This window comes from Weissella koreensis KCTC 3621 (assembly GCF_000277645.1).
Map to the genome: position 1 here is coordinate 255,196 of NZ_AKGG01000016.1, position 17,746 is coordinate 272,941.

Annotated in this window: 12 protein-coding genes and 2 tRNA genes; 1 reads left to right on the top strand and 13 read right to left on the bottom strand. The window is 34.3% G+C overall.

The genetic code is table 11. The annotated features are described in order from the left end of the window. Positions 1 to 1,178: 1,178 nt before the first annotated feature. The 10 genes from JC2156_RS08635 to JC2156_RS07850 form a co-directional block, all read right to left on the bottom strand. On the bottom strand, positions 1,179 to 5,108 hold the full coding sequence (locus tag JC2156_RS08635; RefSeq protein ID WP_162097975.1) for a Cna B-type domain-containing protein: 3,930 nt from the start codon (positions 5,106 to 5,108) through the stop codon (positions 1,179 to 1,181). Between the two features lie 584 nt (positions 5,109 to 5,692). After that, entirely contained in the window at positions 5,693 to 7,324 is a 1,632-nt protein-coding gene (locus tag JC2156_RS07810; protein WP_006846096.1) for an ABC-F family ATP-binding cassette domain-containing protein, read from the bottom strand. Between the two features lie 183 nt (positions 7,325 to 7,507). Continuing rightward, entirely contained in the window at positions 7,508 to 8,290 is a 783-nt protein-coding gene (locus JC2156_RS07815; RefSeq protein WP_006846097.1) for a metal ABC transporter permease, read from the bottom strand. Beyond that, entirely contained in the window at positions 8,283 to 8,960 is a 678-nt protein-coding gene (locus tag JC2156_RS07820; protein ID WP_006846098.1) for a metal ABC transporter ATP-binding protein, read from the bottom strand. The genes JC2156_RS07815 and JC2156_RS07820 overlap by 8 nt, the downstream gene beginning before the upstream one ends. Further along, the gene (locus JC2156_RS07825; protein ID WP_006846099.1) at positions 8,957 to 9,874 is read right to left on the bottom strand and encodes a metal ABC transporter solute-binding protein, Zn/Mn family; all 918 of its coding nucleotides are present in this window, start codon (positions 9,872 to 9,874) and stop codon (positions 8,957 to 8,959) included. The genes JC2156_RS07820 and JC2156_RS07825 overlap by 4 nt, the downstream gene beginning before the upstream one ends. A 4-nt stretch (positions 9,875 to 9,878) precedes the next feature. Further along, the gene (locus JC2156_RS07830) at positions 9,879 to 10,340 is read right to left on the bottom strand and encodes a MarR family transcriptional regulator (RefSeq protein ID WP_006846100.1); all 462 of its coding nucleotides are present in this window, start codon (positions 10,338 to 10,340) and stop codon (positions 9,879 to 9,881) included. A 210-nt stretch (positions 10,341 to 10,550) separates the two neighbouring features. Further along, on the bottom strand, positions 10,551 to 12,395 hold the full coding sequence (locus JC2156_RS07835) for an acyltransferase family protein (protein WP_006846101.1): 1,845 nt from the start codon (positions 12,393 to 12,395) through the stop codon (positions 10,551 to 10,553). 116 nt (positions 12,396 to 12,511) lie between these two features. Then, positions 12,512 to 13,216, bottom strand: coding sequence for a DUF975 family protein (locus tag JC2156_RS07840; protein ID WP_006846102.1), 705 nt, complete (start codon positions 13,214 to 13,216; stop codon positions 12,512 to 12,514). A 199-nt stretch (positions 13,217 to 13,415) separates the two neighbouring features. Continuing rightward, on the bottom strand, positions 13,416 to 14,876 hold the full coding sequence (locus JC2156_RS07845; protein WP_006846103.1) for a peptide MFS transporter: 1,461 nt from the start codon (positions 14,874 to 14,876) through the stop codon (positions 13,416 to 13,418). Between the two features lie 232 nt (positions 14,877 to 15,108). Beyond that, positions 15,109 to 15,516 (bottom strand): MerR family transcriptional regulator, encoded by a 408-nt coding sequence (locus JC2156_RS07850; protein WP_006846104.1) that lies wholly within the window; start codon positions 15,514 to 15,516, stop codon positions 15,109 to 15,111. Positions 15,517 to 15,603: 87 nt separating this feature from the next. Between JC2156_RS07850 and JC2156_RS07855 the strand changes: the two genes are divergently transcribed. After that, positions 15,604 to 16,338 carry an SDR family oxidoreductase gene (locus tag JC2156_RS07855; protein ID WP_006846105.1) on the top strand — a complete coding sequence of 245 codons (735 nt, stop codon included), beginning with the start codon at positions 15,604 to 15,606 and terminating at the stop codon, positions 16,336 to 16,338. Positions 16,339 to 16,610: 272 nt separating this feature from the next. On the opposite strand, the gene JC2156_RS07860 is transcribed toward JC2156_RS07855, so the two are convergent. From JC2156_RS07860 to JC2156_RS07870, 3 genes are all read right to left on the bottom strand, one after another. Continuing rightward, positions 16,611 to 16,682, bottom strand: a tRNA-Gln gene (locus JC2156_RS07860). Between the two features lie 5 nt (positions 16,683 to 16,687). Then, a tRNA-Tyr gene (locus JC2156_RS07865) sits at positions 16,688 to 16,773 on the bottom strand. 68 nt (positions 16,774 to 16,841) lie between these two features. After that, positions 16,842 to 17,648, bottom strand: a complete 807-nt coding sequence (locus tag JC2156_RS07870) for a metallophosphoesterase (protein WP_006846106.1) — start codon at positions 17,646 to 17,648, stop codon at positions 16,842 to 16,844. Positions 17,649 to 17,746: the final 98 nt, after the last annotated feature.

Here is a 17,746-nt window from a genome sequence, read left to right on the forward strand (position 1 = left end):
TGTTTAAGTTCAACTGSCTTAKTMACTTCAWTGATATTAGGTARTTCATTTAMCTTCRTTAAMAATTCTAWATCTTTACCATTGTCATTATTTTCTTCTTTRACTACCGATATTTCAGYYTTTTCTTCYWCYTTGGYTGAATYAGGAWTATYTTYTGKTTCAACTGKTTGTTTAAGTTCAACTGGCTTAGTCAMTTCAATGATATTAGGTAGTTYATTTRCCTTCGTCAACAATTCTAWATCTTTACCATTGTCATTATTTTCTTCTTTGACTACCGGTATTTCACTTTTTTCTTCTTTCTTGGTTGAATCAGAAATATCTTTTGATTCAGCTGGTTGTTTAAGTTCAACTGGCTTAGTCAATTCAATGATATTKGGTAGTTYATTTGCCTTCGTTAACAAYTYTAWATCTTTACCATTGTCATTATTTTCTTCTTTRACTACCGGTATTTCAGTTTTTTCTTCYWCYTTRGTTGAATCAGGAWTATYTTYTGKTTCAACTRKTTKTTYMAGTTCAACTGSCTTAGTMAMTTCAATRATATTWGGTAGTTCATTTKCCTTMGTYAACAAYTYTAWATCTTTACCATTGTCATYAWTTWCTTCTTTAACTACCGGTATTTCAGYYTTTTCTTCCACYTTRGYTRAATYAGGATTATTTTCTGATTCAACTGGTTGTTTAAGTTCAACTGGYTTAGTCAATTCAATGATATTAGGTAGTTCATTTRCCTTCGTYAACAATTCTATATCTTTACCATTGTCATTATTTTCTTCTTTGACTACCGGTATTTCASTTTTTTCTTCYWYYTTGGTTGAATCAGRAATATCTTTTGWTTCARCTGKTTKTTTAAGTTCAACTGGCTTAGTCAMTTCAATGATATTRGGTAGTTCATTTKCCYTCGTTAACAACTTTAARTCTTTACCATTGTCATTATTTTCTTCTTTGACTACCGGTATTTCAGTTTTTCCTTCTTCCTTGGTTGAATYAGRATTATTTTCTGGTTCAAYTAGTTTTTTCAGTTCAACTGCCTTAGTMACTTCAATRATATTAGGTAGTTYATTTRCCTTMGTCARCAATTCTAAATCTTTACCATTGTCATTATTTTCTTCTTTRACTACCGGTATTTCAGTTYTTYCTTCYWCCTTRGTTRAATCAGRAWTATCTTTTGATTCAACTGGTTTTTAAAGCTCAGATGACTTATTCACTTCAATGATATTAGGTAGTTCATTTGCCTTCGTTAACAACTTTAAATCTTTACCATTGTCATTATTTTCTTCTTTGACTACCGGTATTTCAGCCTTTTCTTCCACCTTAGTTGAATCAGGATTATTTTCTGGTTCAATTAGTTTTTYCAGTTCAACTGCCTTAGTAACTTCAATRATATTAGGTAGTTCATTTRCCTTCGTTAACAAYTYTAAATCTTTACCATTGTCATTATTTTCTTCTTTRACTACCGRTATTTCAGTTYTTTCTTCYWCCTTRGTTRAATCAGGAATATCTTTTGWTTCAACTGKTTKTTWAAGYTCARMTGRCTTAKTCACTTCAWTGATATTWGGTAGTTCATTTWMCTTMGTYAAMAATTCTAWATCTTTACCATTGTCATTATTTTCTTCTTTRACTACCGRTATTTCAGYYTTTTCTTCCACYTTRGYTRAATYAGGATTATTTTCTGRTTCAACTGGTTGTTTAAGTTCAACTGGCTTAGTCAMTTCAATGATATTAGGTAGTTCATTTTCCTTAGTCAACAATTCTAAATMTTTACYATTRTCATCAATTTCTTCTTTAAMTACCGGTATTTCAGTTTTTTCTTCCACCTTAGTTAAATCAGGCTTATTTTCTGGTTCAACTAGTTTTTCCAGTTCAACTGGTTTAGTCAATTCAATGATATTTGGTACTTCACTTATTCTCGTCGAAAAATCTATCTGTTTCCCACTAGCATCAATATGTTCCTCTATAACTGACAGATCTATTTTCTTCTCATTTTCCAACTTAGTTGAATTAAGATTAATTTCCGTTTCAACCAATATTTGCGGCATCCGTAATATTTCCGGTTGGACCACCGATTTCAGTGGCTTATTTAATTCCTCAATTATCGTCGTAGAAAACATTTTATAGTCCATCAAAAACGGAATCATTTCTTCCACTGATTCCCATTGCTGTTTTGGCAAAACATTGATATTTGCTTGATGCAACATTGGATGTATAGTTTTTATTTTTAACGGACTTGTTTTTTTAGTCAGTTCATTTTTTTGTTGCTCTAATGTCTCATTATTTATTAGTAACGATATTTGCTTTGATTTTTCTCCATCGACTGATTTAATGATTGGCACTACCAGATTATTTTCAACCTTTTCATTATAAATCACTGGATTTAATGTTGTAGTATTATGCTTCAAATTTTCGTCTGGTGCGGCTACCACAATTAATGGTTTAATTTGATTGATAAAATCATTTCCCTGTTGTCTACTATCGTAACCAGGAACTTTATTCTCAGAAACTGTATATTGATATGCTTTACCTAATTGATCATACTTGGGCAACGCCTTAAAAGTATAATGCCAACCATCTTTAGCTCCAATTTTAGCCGTTCGATAAATTGCTCCATTTTGTAATAATTTGATCGTAATTTTTTTAGGACGTAACCCAGCTTTATTATCTTGGTCTTTCCAATACTTTTGACCCGTTACTTGGGTTGTTCCCACTAACGTATTGTAAATATCATTATTTTTATATTTAATCTGATAATATTCAACTGGTTTTTCACGAACCTGATAATTCAATTTCACACCATTTTGATATTTAGGTAGTTTTTTAAATACATACTGCCACTGAGTTTGTTTAGTTACAATTTGGGTTGCTACCACATTGTTTGCTTGCATCAATTCTAAAATAATTTCTTTGGGACGGAATTTATCATGATCATTATCGTCCTGCCAAATTTTCTTTCCTTGTATTTTGCTTTGACCATCTTTCAAAGTATTCTTCAAATTAAAACCATCAATATGAGTTTTATAACCTTTCACTGGGTCTTCCTCAATTTGATACCGATTCAAATCACCTTTTTCATCATACTTTTCCAATTGATTAAATTCATAATTCCATTTTTGATGAGCTGTGATCACCTTCTTATGAATCATTTTCCCATTCTTTATCAATTTAACTGTAATTTGTTTTGGTCGTGTTTTTTCTGCATTATCATTATCAATCCATGTTTTATGACCATGGATTTTGATATAAATTGGTTTAAAAACATTTATAAAATCATAACCATACTTTTGAGTAACATAATTTTTATTCACTACTTCCGCTACATCATATTTATATTCACGTCCTCGATTATCATATTGTGCTAAATTATCAAATTGGTACTGCCATTGATTTTTTGCCCCAATTTGAATCTTTTGAACCACTTTTTTATTTCTAATTAATTCAATTTCAACCTTTCGTGGACGTAATCCTGCTTCATTATTTTGATCCTGCCAGATCTTCTGTCCTTGAATACTAGTCGTTCCATTTAGAACATGAATAAAATCAAATCCATCTTGTTTAGTCTTATATTTAAATATCTCTGATTCATTTACTGTATATTGATAGCGTTGTCCATTCTCGTCAAATTCAGGTAATTTTTCAAAATGATAATTCCATCTATCTTTAGCGCTGACAATTGTAGTCTTTAATAATTGTCCATTTTGCATTAAATTTACTCCAACTTGCTGAGGCCGGTAATTTTTAAGATTATGTTTGTCGAACCATTTTAAATTTCCATTTACCTCTGTTAACGTTGGCTGTAATTTATTTTTAACTGTGACAGTTTTTAATTGTCCTTCGTCAATTTGCACAGTTAAATCTTTATTATCTATTTGGTACCCCACTGGCGCTTTCATCTCTTTTAAAAGATATTGACCTGGTTTCAAATTATCTACCAAAGCATATCCATTTTGGTCCGTTTTTAAATTAGATTTAACTAAATTATTGTTTTGATCATATAAACTGAATTTAGCTCCTGCTAATAATTTTTGATCATTTTCGTCTTGCTTAATAATCGCCAATTTGCCAGGCTCAATGTAATTACTAACTCCTTGACCAGTTGCCACAAACGATAGATTTGTAACATCACCACCCAAAACATTCCCATAATTATCTTCAAGTTGCACCACATTTTTAACCTTTATGTCATTTCCCTCACGCAAATATTTAAAATTAGCATCGTCAGTTCCAATTGATGTAGTGTAACTAATTTCATAATCATATTGATAACCTGGCACAACCTTTCCTTGAATCACTAATTCTCGGTCATGAACTAACTTAACCGATATATCTTCTCCTGAGACCTCTCCCTGTCGATTAAAATTATTTACATAGATTCTATTATCAGCATCCTTTTTCAAAATTAAATGTCCATAATGCACACTTAAATTTTCCGCATCAAACTTTAAATATTCGGGAAGGGTATCTCGAATAACGAATTCATCGTTATTTAATTTGGCATGATTTAAAAATATACGCCATGTATAAGTTAATTGTTTAGTCTTTGGATCATAATCATAACGTCCACTTTTTTTAATTGGTAAATACTGATCATTTAAATCATTTGTGGTCACGGGCGTATCACGTTGTTGATATCGATCGTCAAAAAGTCGATAATTTTGTTGATTAATTTTGAAATTAGCCCAACCTTTTTCATTATAGGTCGCTTTAAAATTAATCTTTAAATGCCCTTTTAGATCATTGGCTGGTAAATCATTTTTGAAAATAAATTTAATTTTATTGGCATGTCCATTATATTGTCCATTAGCAATCACTTGTCCTCTGGCATCTACAACATCAATATTCAATCCCAAAGCACTCGCCGCTTGAAAGGACTTAGGAATATCATTAACCATAAAATAATCATTTGCTTTAATTTGCTGTCCATCAGGTATTTGCCAGTCATATAAAACTTCAATTTCCTGATTTTGACTTTCAACCACCGTATTAGCTGGAATTTCCTGACCATTTTGTTGGACTCTGATTTGTGTATATTGGATCTTAATTTTTTTCGGTAGAGAAGACCCCTGCTGCAAACTACTCGCTAAAACATCAATTGGGCTTACTAAGCTACTTAGACTCACTATGAATATTTGAAGACAACAAAAAAGTTTTTTCAACATACTCCCACCTTTTCCTTAAAGTTCATACTTAATTTCTAAAAACGCATCTACCATTCTTGATTAAGTCAAACATCTTTAATAATGTTAGTTGTATGGAATATAATTAATTTTAATAAAATCAATGTTTCTTTCCGCCCCTAACGGTCTTCACATAGTAATATACAAAACAGTCCTTGGCAACATTGACCTTCTATTCACAATCGAATTTTAATTTAATACCTACGAAAGTGCCAAAGACACCAGCTATAAGCCATCTTTAATGTTTAATACAGAAATTACAAAATCTTTTTTTCTCATAATTTATGTCTAAAAAAACATCACAAGCCTAAATTTGTTCACAAAAATTTCACAAAATATCCTATAATTTTTCATGAATTTATTCATAATATCTACCTACATTCAATATTATTTATCTATTTATTTGAATTTTTTAAACAAAAAAGCCGGAACAAAAAGTCCCGACTAATTTATAACTTTATTTTAAATATTCTAAATTAAACACAATTTCTAACTACAAGAATAGTTAAAAATCGATCAATCTAGTTTTATAAGATAATTTGTTTCTCTTCTAATTGTTTTTGCACTTCAGGATGTTCGATAAATTCATCGTAGCTCATCTCAGCACGATCAATTGAACCTTGATCTGATACAACCACAACATGATCAGCAATAGTTTGAGCAAATGTTCGGTCATGCGAAGTAAATACTAATGATCCTTCGTATTCAACTAAACCATCATTCAATGAGGTAATTGATTCCAAATCCAAGTGGTTAGTAGGATCATCTAGCAACAAAACATTAGTCTTAGTTAACATCAGCTTTGATAACATCACCCGTACTTTTTCTCCCCCAGATAAAACATCCAAAGTCTTTTCAGCATCTTCACCACGGAACAACATCCGGCCAAGCAAACCACGCAAGAATGTATTGTCATTTTCTTCCTTTGAAGCATAATCGCGTAAGAAGTCTAGAATTGGCATCTCAGGCTTTTCAAAATTGGCTGCCATATCTTTAGCTAGATAATCACGAGTAGTCGTTACACCCCAAGTGACTGAACCTGTATCAGGTTCCATACGACCAGCCATGATATCCAATATTGCTGTAGCAGCAATATCGTTTTCAGCCATGATCAAAGTCTTTTCCTTTGGAGACAAAGTGAATGAAATATCATCCAAAATTTTAACCCCATCAACAGTCTTTGAAACATTTTCGACCCGAACTAAGTCATTTCCAATTTCACGAGTTGTTTCAAAATGAATATATGGGTACTTACGAGATGATGGTTGAATGTCATCTAGTGTAATTTTATCTAATTGCTTTTTACGTGAAGTAGCTTGCTTTGACTTTGAAGCATTGGCTGAGAAACGTGCAATGAAATCTTGCAATTCCTTAATTTGTTCTTCCTTCTTTGAATTAGCATTAGATTGCAAACGAGCTGCTAATTCTGATGATTCTTTCCAGAAGTCATAGTTACCAACAAACAACTTAATCTTACCAAAATCAACATCCAAAATCATTGTTGAAACGGCATTCAAGAAGTGTCGATCGTGGGAAACCACAAGGACGATATTTTCATAATCTGCCAAAAAATCTTCCAACCATGAAATTGTCTTAGTATCTAGTCCGTTGGTAGGCTCGTCTAAGACCAAAATATCTGGGTTTCCAAATAATGTTTGTGCTAACAAAACCTTAACTTTAGTAGTTTCAGGTAAGTCAGCCATCAAAGTGTAATGAAGTTCTGAAGGAATCCCCATATTTTGAAGAAGTTGAAGTGCATCAGTTTCAGCGTTCCATCCATTCATTTCTTCAAAACGAGCTGATAATTCTCCAACTTGGATTCCATCTTCATCTGTAAATGGATCATGAAGATACAATTCATCCATAGCTTGCTTCACATCGTATAACTCTTTATAACCGCGCATCACGGTTTCTAAAACTGTATATTCATCAAAAGCAAAGTGATCCTGAACCAATGATGACATTCGTTCATTAGCACCCATTGAGACATTTCCCGTTGTAGGAGCTAATTTACCTTCTAAGACTTTTAGAAAAGTTGACTTACCTGCACCGTTAGCTCCAATAATTCCATAGGTGTTCCCTGGTGTGAATTTTAAATTTACATCGTCATAAAGTTTTTTTCCGTTAAATGCGACGGAAATATTTGATACTGTTAGCATTAATGATTCTCCTTTTACCTGTTTCATAAAGCAGTTACCACTAAAAATGGTACCTCTGCTATAATTTCAAATTAATTCAAATTGATTTTTATCAATTTCAGCTTTAAATCATTTCTGTTATCAAAATGACAAGACTTAACCATTCTAACAGAAACAAAGCAACCGCGCTGACTTTTTATAAAATTAATGAGCCCGAGCCAAGCTTATAAAATAAATTCCCGCTTCAATCAGAGCAATATAGAAACTCACAGGAAGATTCGTCCAATACGCTAAAGCTAAGCCACCCCAAACCCCAATTAAGGCAAATATAATTGCTAATCCAATCATTTGCCAGACTGTTCTTCCCCAGCGCATTGCTGAAGAAGATGGTAACACTAATAAAATAAAAATTAGTAATGATCCGACCACCTGAGCTGAAATAGCCACCGTTACAGCAATCATCAATAAGAAGATGATCTCTAATCCCGTTTCATGATGAAGGCTATATTTTGCAGTTTCATAGTCGAAAGCAAAATGACGAAAAGGTCGATATAGCACCAACATCAGTACTAAAATAATCAAAGCTAATACAATGACTTGCCAGACATTTTCATCACTAATACTAAAAATGGATCCAAATAAAATTCCCGTTGCTGAACTAGCACTTTTTTCTGATAACGAAAGAAAAGCTACTCCTAATCCAATTGCCACTGCACTAACTGCTGAAATGATCGATTCAGATCGATGTTCGCTCAAACCTAACTGACCAATACTAATCGCCGAAACCGCCGTAAATAAAAGCATCCCCCACAATGGAGACCAACTCATAAAAATTCCAAATGAAGCTCCTGCAAAACCAATTTCACTCAAAACGTGACCAAAAAAAGACATTCGCTTGGCCACCACAAAGACCCCCATCATCGCTGAAATAATTGCAATGAGCGTCCCCACAATCCATGCATTTTGCATAAACGTATAACTAAACATTTTGCTCCCCTTCACGCATTTTTAAACTTTGGCAAGGCCCAAACTCACTTCCATCAGGTCCCAACCTTAAATAGTCATCTGCATAGCCCTGAATAATTTCTAGATCATGACTTACCATAATCACACTTAAATTATGATGATCACGATAATGTTTAACCACATCCATTAATTCAAATTTAGCGGATTGATCCAAATTAGCAGTGGCCTCATCTAAAATTAAAACATCGGGATTTTTCAAAAGTGCCTGAGCTAAAAAAGCTCGTTGCCGTTCGCCGCCCGAAGCTTGATCAATACGTCGTTTAGCAATTTGATCTAATTTCGTATCTTTAATGATGTGTTGCAGCCAATCCTTTTCAGTGCGTGACAACCAAGGGCGCCAACCACGATCAAAGCTTAGCCCGATATATTCTTTAATATTCAAAGGAAAAGCCTGCATATCTGAACGATATTGTGGAACATAAGCAATTTCAACGTCTTTTTTTGCCCATTCAAAGTTTCCTTCCGTCAAGTTTATTTCCTGCATTAATGCTTTTAATAACGTTGTTTTCCCAACTCCATTTTCCCCTAATAAAGCTAAAACTTGATGTTCTTGGACTTCAAAGTTAACATCTCGATATAACCAGCGACCATCTAGATTGATTCCAATTTGATTTCCCGTTAAAATTTTCATGATTTTAATGCCTCTTCAATTTGATCTAATATTTCTAATTGCCACTGTAAATAATTTTTATCATCCGGCTTGGTTTCCGTCACTTCAACTACTGGAACCTTGTCTTGACGTGCCATGCTCACAGCCCGTTTTGTCACAGTATTTTCAGCTTGCGGATTATTTACAACAAAAGCCACCTCACCTTGCTTTAAAGTATCATTCCAGGCTAAAACATCAGTGGGGATTGGATCATTCCCAGCTTCAATTGCACGCGAAAAATTCTGATTAATATTTTTTACCCCTAAACCGGTCAAGGCATTATCATAAACCGGTTCAGTCACCATAATTTTTTTACCTTTAAGTTGTACTGATAATTTATTCCGTTTATTTTCCAAGGGACGTAAAGTTGCCATGTACTTTTTTGCATTGGCTTCAAAATATGACTTCGATGCGGGATCAATAGAACTTAATTTATCCACTAATGGTTGCATCATTTGCTTAGCGATCATCGGTTGATACCAAAAATGTTCATTATCCCCAGCTTGATATCCAACAACTTGATTCACATTAATCTTTTGGGCTTTTTGATTAGCCTTAGCAAATTTTGTTGACCAAGCATCATATCCTGCTCCATTGGAAATAATCAATTGCGCCTTAGCGTACTGTTTAGCAGTTTCTACACTGGGCTCATATTCATGCGGATCAATGGAAGCTTTAGTAAGAATGCTATCTACTTGCCCCCGATTACCCACTACAGCTTTCGCCATTTCACCATAAACAGCAAGACTCGTCACGATGTTTATTTTTTTTGTCGCTTCTAATCCCTGATTCGCCTTTTCATTTTGCCAAGCTCGTTGAAAAATTAATCCCAATAAAATAATAACCGCTATGACCGGAATCAGCACCCAGCGCAAACGACGATTCTTTTTTTGCATAATCCTACTCCTCTTTTAGACAATGCCCCAATTCAGTGATAAAACGGCTAATCACCTGTTGTTCGCTTGCTGAAAATTGTTGAATAATTGCATCATAAACTGCTAACGTTTCTGCGTGCTGCTCCGCATGTATTTCTGCCAATGCTGCTCCTTGTTGATTAACGGTAAATCTTACTAACCGTGCATCTTTTTGATCAATCACTGGTACCACACAATTACAATCATCTTTCTGCAGCCCCTTCATGGCCTTGGTAATAGCTGCCGGACTAATCTGCAAAGCTTCTGCTAATTCCTTATTAGTTTGTAGGCCTTTTTGATTTAACAACATTAAGATATGTCCCTGGGTATTAGTAATCGTACTCTGAGTCTTACTAAAAAGAATTTCACGTTGTTGTTCAGCAACTGTATGTAATTGGTTTAATAAAGCATCAATTTGGATCGCTTTTATTTCAATTTGTTGGTCCATTTCACAAACTCCTTAACTGGTTAATAAACTGGTTAATAATATACCGTAAGTTTTATGAAACTGTCAACTTATAAAATAATACAATATAAAAAAAGATCAGGACTTCCCAGTCCCAATCTCAATTTAATTATAATTTAAGATCAAATGTTATTTTTGATCTCTGTATTTTCCAAACAATACATTTTTTGTGCTTGATTATGATTAATATACCTACTGATCTTTTCCAGTATTTAAAATAATTCTAAGAATACTCTTCGTGTATTCAATCGATCCAGTCGGCGTTGGATGAACCCGATCATTTCCCAACCATTCTGAATGTTGAGATGCCAAAATGTTCCAATTTACAATTTTTAAATTTTGATATTTTTTGGCTTGTTGCTGGAGATTTTGATTGTTCAATCCAACCCAATTACGATCTGCAAAGTCATTCACCCAATAAACTTGACGTTTATCCCCAGCAATCTTCATAACTTGACTAATTTGTTCCTTTGAGATCGTCCCATTGGTTCCACTCGTAATCAAAATACGATCTGCTAGATTATGTTGATCTTTTAAAGTTTTCAAAATGTTAATCACATCTGTCATCTGACGCCCGATTTTAGCATCAACCGTCATTTGCGGTATAACTTTTTGTAAATTAGGCGCTGCATTCAACAATAATGAATCGCCTACAGCTGAAACTGGAATTTTCTGCATTTTTTCGAATTGTTGCTCATTAATCGCATATTGATCCAATAACGTTTGATCAGCTGGTTTCACGCTAGAGGCTGCCTTTTTATTCTGCTTAGCAATTATTTTAGCCTTTTTATTTGCTTGAGCCAATTGTTGTTTATTCTTAGTTAATCGATTCTCCAAACTGGTTTTAGGCGGATCTTGTCCAGCTTGTGGCGTCAATATCGCCTGAGTCCCACTTACCAATAAAAACAAAGCGCTCGCCGCATAGATTTGAATACCACCATTTCTTGGAATTTTAGACCAAATCGGCGTACCTTTAAATATTTTTTCAATATAACGATAACTAATTTCAGCTAATACTAATACCCATATAATCTCAATTATATTATCTAGTAGTTTAGCTGGATGCCCGGTAAAACGGCTATAGATCACAAAGACCGGTAATTGATACAAGTATATACTATATGATCGAGTCCCTAAATATCGCAAAATACGATGATGTAATAATTTACTGAAGGTCGAAGCCGGATGTGCAGTAACGGCCACTAGTACCATCATCACGATAGTAATCAAAAACATGCCACCATAATACGTGAAAGCCCATTGTCCATTCAATGTGAATAAAGCAAACAGGAGAATAGCTAATGCAAGCCAACCGATTAAATCTAGACTCCTTTTAACAGCTGGTTTAACCACCAATTTAAATTTGTTTGATGGCCAAATAAATGCTAAAGATGCTCCTAGCAAAATCGCAAATAGCCTCGTATCGGTCCCATAATAAACTCGATTTAAATTGGTTGAACTATAAAATACTGCCATTAAAATAGCTGATAACAGAGCACCAATCATTAATCCACTACTAATCTTACGCCTTGATACTTTTAAACGTACCAATATCAAAACAATGATGGGCCAAAATAAATAAAATTGACCTTCAATTGATAATGACCAAAGATGCGTGAATGGAGATGGATTATGCCATTGATCAAAATATGATCCGCCGTGCTTTATAGCCCAAAAATTATAAACATAAACCAAATTAGTCAATACAATTGAGCGCAAATTATAAAGCAACGGTTTAAAATACCAAAAAATAATAACTGAAGTTGCCAGTAGCATTACTAGTAATGCTGGGATCAAACGTTTCAAACGTCGAATCCAAAACGACCAAATCTTAATTCGACCCGTCCGACCATATTCTTGGAGTAATAAATCCGTAATTAAATAACCCGATAAAATAAAGAAGAGAGGCACACCAAGCCACCCTCCCACAATGCGATCTGGCCACAAATGATAACCAATCACGCCTAGGACCGCTATTGCTCTTAAACCGTCAAATCCAGTTATATATCGTCGCTTTGACGCTATCTGTTGTTCCATCTAAATTACCCCTAAACTAGATCTAACATTCTTTCTTATAAAATAAAACCGGAACAAAGCGGTTCCAGTTTCAGTGTTAATCGTTTATTTTTCATCAGCAGTTTAAGAAACTTGCTTTAATTTACACCTAAATCATCGGCTTGTGCTTTTTTTAAAGCTAGATAAAAATTAGTCGTTGCTAATTCATAATATGGAACTACCCAGATAGTCGCCAATCCACTAGTCAAAGCAACCAAAATCCACCAAGGAATAAATGAAATTTGCAAAACAAAATATTCCCACTTATGTCCATCCATCATCACACGTGAGCGTGAAATGTATTCATTAATTGACTCAATAGCAACTCCACGCTTTACATCTTCAGCATAAATAAATTCTGCTTGCGAATATGCGAAGTTTTTAATAATTCCTGGAATCACGAATAAACATGACCACAACAATGTATATAAAGATCGAATAGCCATCAAAACAACCGTATCAACGACAGTTTCCCGATTAAAGAAGCGAAAACTTACTAAACCAACTTGCTTTAGCTCCATTTTACCATTATTACGACTCCATTCGACCATGGTCCACATCACACCTAGTGAAACAGCCCCAATCACGATTGCTTCAATTAAACCAGCCCATAACGTCCGACTTAACGCAAATAGAATGGACGAGGGTTTAACTAATGTCACGCCTTCTTGAAAGCCATCACCATATGATAATAACAATGTAAAGATCTGCCAGGCAATTAATGGCCAAGCTAAGACCACGAAAAATCGCCAATTATTTTTTAATTTTTGCCACGCATCTTTTTTTAATGTGGTAATTCCCATTATTTATTTTTCTCCTCAAAATATCAATTAAAATACTACCCTTATTTATATAGTTAATTGTATCATAATCAGAATTTGATTAATTGTCTGAAACTCTTTAAATTTGATTTGATAAATAATTTTTATTATCTAATTCACCATTCTAAAATAAAAAAGGAGGTCGAAACAAATCGTCTCAATCCCCTTTTAATTCAGTTAACTATTTAACTCCATCCATCAATCGAACGATCATTCGAACCAAGAAAATCATAACAATTCCCAAGATAACGGCGATCAATCCAAAGATGAAGAAGTATCGAACTTCTGTCTGAGGTGAATATAATCCAACAAATTGGGCATTCAAAGCTGATCCAACAGCTGATGACAAGAACCAAAGCGACATCATTTGTACTGTATATGCACGTGGTGCCAATTTAGTTGTGACTGAAAGTCCAACTGGTGAAATTAACATTTCTCCAATAATAATCAGTGCCCATGATCCAAGCAACCATAATGGTGATACTCGACCACTTGTTCCCCAAAGTGCACCAGGGATTGATAGAAGCAAGAATGATGCTCCAGCAAAGATTAACCCAATTGCAAACTTCAATGGTGCTGAAGGTGCATTCTTTTTCCAACGGCTCCATAATGTTGCAAAGAATGGTGTGTACAACATAATGAAGAATGGATTAAGAGACTGGAACCATGCCGCCGGGATCCATGAATGGATCACACGGGTTTGCGCAAAAGTTGCCAAGACAACGGATCCTTGTTCTTCTAAGGCCCAGAATAGGACAGCTCCAAAGAATAATGGAAGGTATGCTAAGACACGTGAACGTTCCTGCTTAGAAACTTTACGTGACGTTAACATTTGCACGAAATACATTACCGGAATGGCAACAGCAACAATAGTTAGCAAATTAATGAAATCTGCAATATCGTTCCAGCCCATCAAAACCATCAAGGTAACTACCAATCCCAAAGCAACAAGCGCTAAAACAACTTTGACAATTAGTGGCCTAATTTCTTCTGGTTGTAGTGGATCAGTTGGATACAAACCATCTGTTGGCAAATTTTTCTTACCACCAATGTAGTATTGTATTAATCCAAAGAACATTCCAATGGCAGCTAACCCGAAGGCTAAATGGAACCCAAAGTTTTCTTGAGTCCATCCCACTAAGAGGGGCGAAATGAACGATCCAAGGTTAATCCCAAATACAAAGATTGAGAACCCAGCATCACGTCTCCGGTCTTGCGGGGTATAAAGCGAACCAACTAATGAAGATACATTAGGTTTCAGAAGTCCGGTTCCAATTATAATTAATATAATCGAACCAAACAATGCCGAAGAGCCCAAAGGTAATGCTAGCACGATATGCCCTAACATTATGAATACCCCACCGATGAAGACCGCTTTACGCGACCCAATCATCCGGTCTGCAACGTATCCTCCTAATGAACCTGATAGATACACCATCGACGCATAAATTGCCATGACAGATGCTGCAACTGATCTCGTAATGTTCAAGTCACCAACAGCAATTAAATGCCACATATAATACAACAGGATGGCCCGCATTCCATAATATGAAAAGCGTTCCCACATCTCAGTCATAAATAAAGTTGAGAGTCCAATTGGTTGACCGAAAAATTTCTTTTCTTTTGTTTCTTCTGTACTCATACACGCCCAATCTTTCCTTTTACACTATAATATGCAAAATCTAATAATGTTTTAATTTTAACAAAACAGTATCTTAGATACAAGGAATAATTAAGGCCGTTGTTAGATAACCGGACACACTTTCTCATTTTTATCCCATAAGTCCAGATTTTTAGCCAATACCAATTTTCGATTATTTTTCAAAAAACATCCGTGTTTATACCATTTAAATTTATTTAAATTAATTTATAGCTTAATCATCAAAGGGAGAGGGTAAATCTCTAACGACATCTTCAGTTCCAGCTTGCACTGCTTTTTGATAATAATCTTCTTTCCAGTTGATAAAATTCATTTGTTGCTCTAGATTTTCAATCTGAATTTGTAGTTGTACCTTTTGATTTTGAATATAATTCAAGCGTTCGCTCAACGTTTCATCACCCTCCATGCACAAATCGATAAATAATTTAATCTTACTTATCGGTAATCCAATTTCTTTTAAGCAATGAATCACATGTAAATATTTGATACTTGCTTCTGAAAAAATTCGTTCATTTTGAGTATTACGCTCTGCAAATGGTAATAATCCTTTTTTGTCATAATATCTAATCGTAGAAATCGGAATCTTAAAGCGTTTTGAAATTTCACCAATATTATAATTCATTTTTTCTCCCTTTTTTATTTGACCTAAACCATAGTTTAGCATGTATGCTAGTTTATATTGATAAATAAAATAAACAGGAGCAATCAAATGACCAATAAAAAATTAATCGTAATCACTGGTGCCAGTTCCGGCTTCGGAGCTGAAATCGCCAAAATTTTCAATCAGGCTGGTAATCCCCTACTCTTAATTGGCCGTAATATTGCCAAAATGGAGGCTTTACCACTTGATTTTACTAATATTATGTTAGCTCAAGCCGACGTTACCAATTTAACTGATTTCACTGCCAGCATTCGAAGGGCTGAAGCTAAATTTGGTCCTACTGATTTATTAGTTAACAATGCTGGCATCATGTTACTTGGTAATGTTGAAAACCAATCTTCACAAGAATGGCAAACTATGCTGGATACAAACGTAATGGGAGTTTTAAACGGAACCCAAATAGTGCTTCAAAATATGATCGATCGTCAAGGCGGAACTATCATTAATATGTCTTCAATCGCTGGTTTTAAGGCCTTCACCAATCATGCCGCCTACGTTGCTTCTAAATTTGGGGTACATGGCGCAACAGAAACAATTCGCCAAGAAGTTGCAAGTAAAAACGTTCGCATTTCCTTAGTCGCCCCTGGTGCAGCTGAGACTAATCTATTAACTCATGTCACCAGCAAATCTGCGTTAAACGACTATCAATCCTGGAAAGAATCAATGGGTGGTATTACGCTAGATCCTAAATATGTAGCTCAAACAGTGAAATTTATTTATGATCTTCCTCAAGCTGTTGAGATTCGCGAAGTAGATATTGCTGCTACTCGTCAAGATGCATAATTTCGTTTAAAACCATTTAAAAACAGTAATTCATCTGACAATATAACTGTTTACAATCCTAAAATATTTTTAGTCACCCACTTGTATTTTGTATTTAGGCAAGTATGTGGCTTTTTATTTATAATTAAATGAATAATCATTTAGTATGATGGTTACAATTCATTATTTTAATTTATCTTTGTCCCATAAATAAATTTAAGATCAAAGACACAAAAAAACGTCTTAACAATTAAGTTAAGACGCACATGCCCCAGCGGGATGAAACTCGATTATTGGGGTAGTAGGAATCGAACCTACGCTGCATGGTACCAAAAACCACTGCCTTACCGCTTGGCTATACCCCAAATACTGGTGGGGGGTAGAGGATTCGAACCTCTGAACCCGAAGGAATGGATTTACAGTCCACCGCGTTTAACCAGACTTCGCTAACCCCCCAGTATTATGTGACTTGTTTTTAACAACTCATCAACGTATATATATATTACACGGTGTTAATATATATGTCAACAGTTTTGGAAAAGTTTTTTTGACCAATTTTCAAAAAATGTTTTTTCAGTCCATTCATTGGCTTTAGAACGGCGATATCCGACACTAACATTATAATATTTAGTCGTTTTAATTTCCCGTGTAGGCACATTTAAATGAGCATGACCATAAACTACTTGCTTTATTCGAGAATCATTTTGATATAAATTCATGTAACGTTTGGATCCCATTACCCCATTAATCATTTGCCATTTCGGAAAATCTGCTGGATAAATTAAATCAAGGTTATGCGGAGCAAAATGTTGCACCATTAATACCTTTTCTTCATCCTCAATTGATTTTAACTGACTTTTTATTTGATTAATACTAAAAGTTGTCCGCTCAAAATCACTCATGGACTGCTTAATTAAACCATCATAATAAAAGCCATTTTTAAATTGCTCAGCTTGTTCTTTTTGTGGCCCCTGAGCAAAAGAATAATCATACCAACCATTATTACCAATTAATGTTAAATCGTCTAATTTCAAGCTTTTATTATGAAAATACAAGGGGCTCAAATCCTGTTCTAATTCATCAAATGATACTCCATGTCCCATCTCGTGGTTTCCTGCTAAAAATCTAATTAAAATTGATGGTCCCACAATATTTTGCAAATCCTCTGCAAAACGCAACGTTTTTTCAAAATAATTATACCAATCACCAGCCATAATATAGACATCTATTTTATGGTTAATTAAATACTCAGCTTGTTGATTTAAAACCATTTGACGTTCCAATCGATTAACATCTAAGTGATTGTCGCTGCTAATAGCAATTCTTGACATATAAGCCTCCTAAAAACTTTCACCGCATAACAGACATCTTTATACATATAATAAAAATGAATACTTTTGATTTGACATAAATATAGCCCAAATATAGT

Excerpts from the sequence above, each read along its gene's own strand:
- JC2156_RS07870 (WP_006846106.1), bottom strand. The coding sequence starts at position 17,648 with ATGTCAAGAATTGCTATTAGCAGCGACAATCACTTAGATGTTAATCGA.
- JC2156_RS07850 (WP_006846104.1), bottom strand. The coding sequence starts at position 15,516 with ATGAATTATAATATTGGTGAAATTTCAAAACGCTTTAAGATTCCGATT.
- JC2156_RS07810 (WP_006846096.1), bottom strand. The coding sequence starts at position 7,324 with ATGCTAACAGTATCAAATATTTCCGTCGCATTTAACGGAAAAAAACTT.
- JC2156_RS07830 (WP_006846100.1), bottom strand. The coding sequence starts at position 10,340 with ATGGACCAACAAATTGAAATAAAAGCGATCCAAATTGATGCTTTATTA.
- JC2156_RS07825 (WP_006846099.1), bottom strand. The coding sequence starts at position 9,874 with ATGCAAAAAAAGAATCGTCGTTTGCGCTGGGTGCTGATTCCGGTCATA.
- JC2156_RS07835 (WP_006846101.1), bottom strand. The coding sequence starts at position 12,395 with ATGGAACAACAGATAGCGTCAAAGCGACGATATATAACTGGATTTGAC.
- JC2156_RS07840 (WP_006846102.1), bottom strand. The coding sequence starts at position 13,216 with ATGGGAATTACCACATTAAAAAAAGATGCGTGGCAAAAATTAAAAAAT.
- JC2156_RS07855 (WP_006846105.1), top strand. The coding sequence starts at position 15,604 with ATGACCAATAAAAAATTAATCGTAATCACTGGTGCCAGTTCCGGCTTC.
- JC2156_RS07845 (WP_006846103.1), bottom strand. The coding sequence starts at position 14,876 with ATGAGTACAGAAGAAACAAAAGAAAAGAAATTTTTCGGTCAACCAATT.
- JC2156_RS07820 (WP_006846098.1), bottom strand. The coding sequence starts at position 8,960 with ATGAAAATTTTAACGGGAAATCAAATTGGAATCAATCTAGATGGTCGC.
- JC2156_RS07815 (WP_006846097.1), bottom strand. The coding sequence starts at position 8,290 with ATGTTTAGTTATACGTTTATGCAAAATGCATGGATTGTGGGGACGCTC.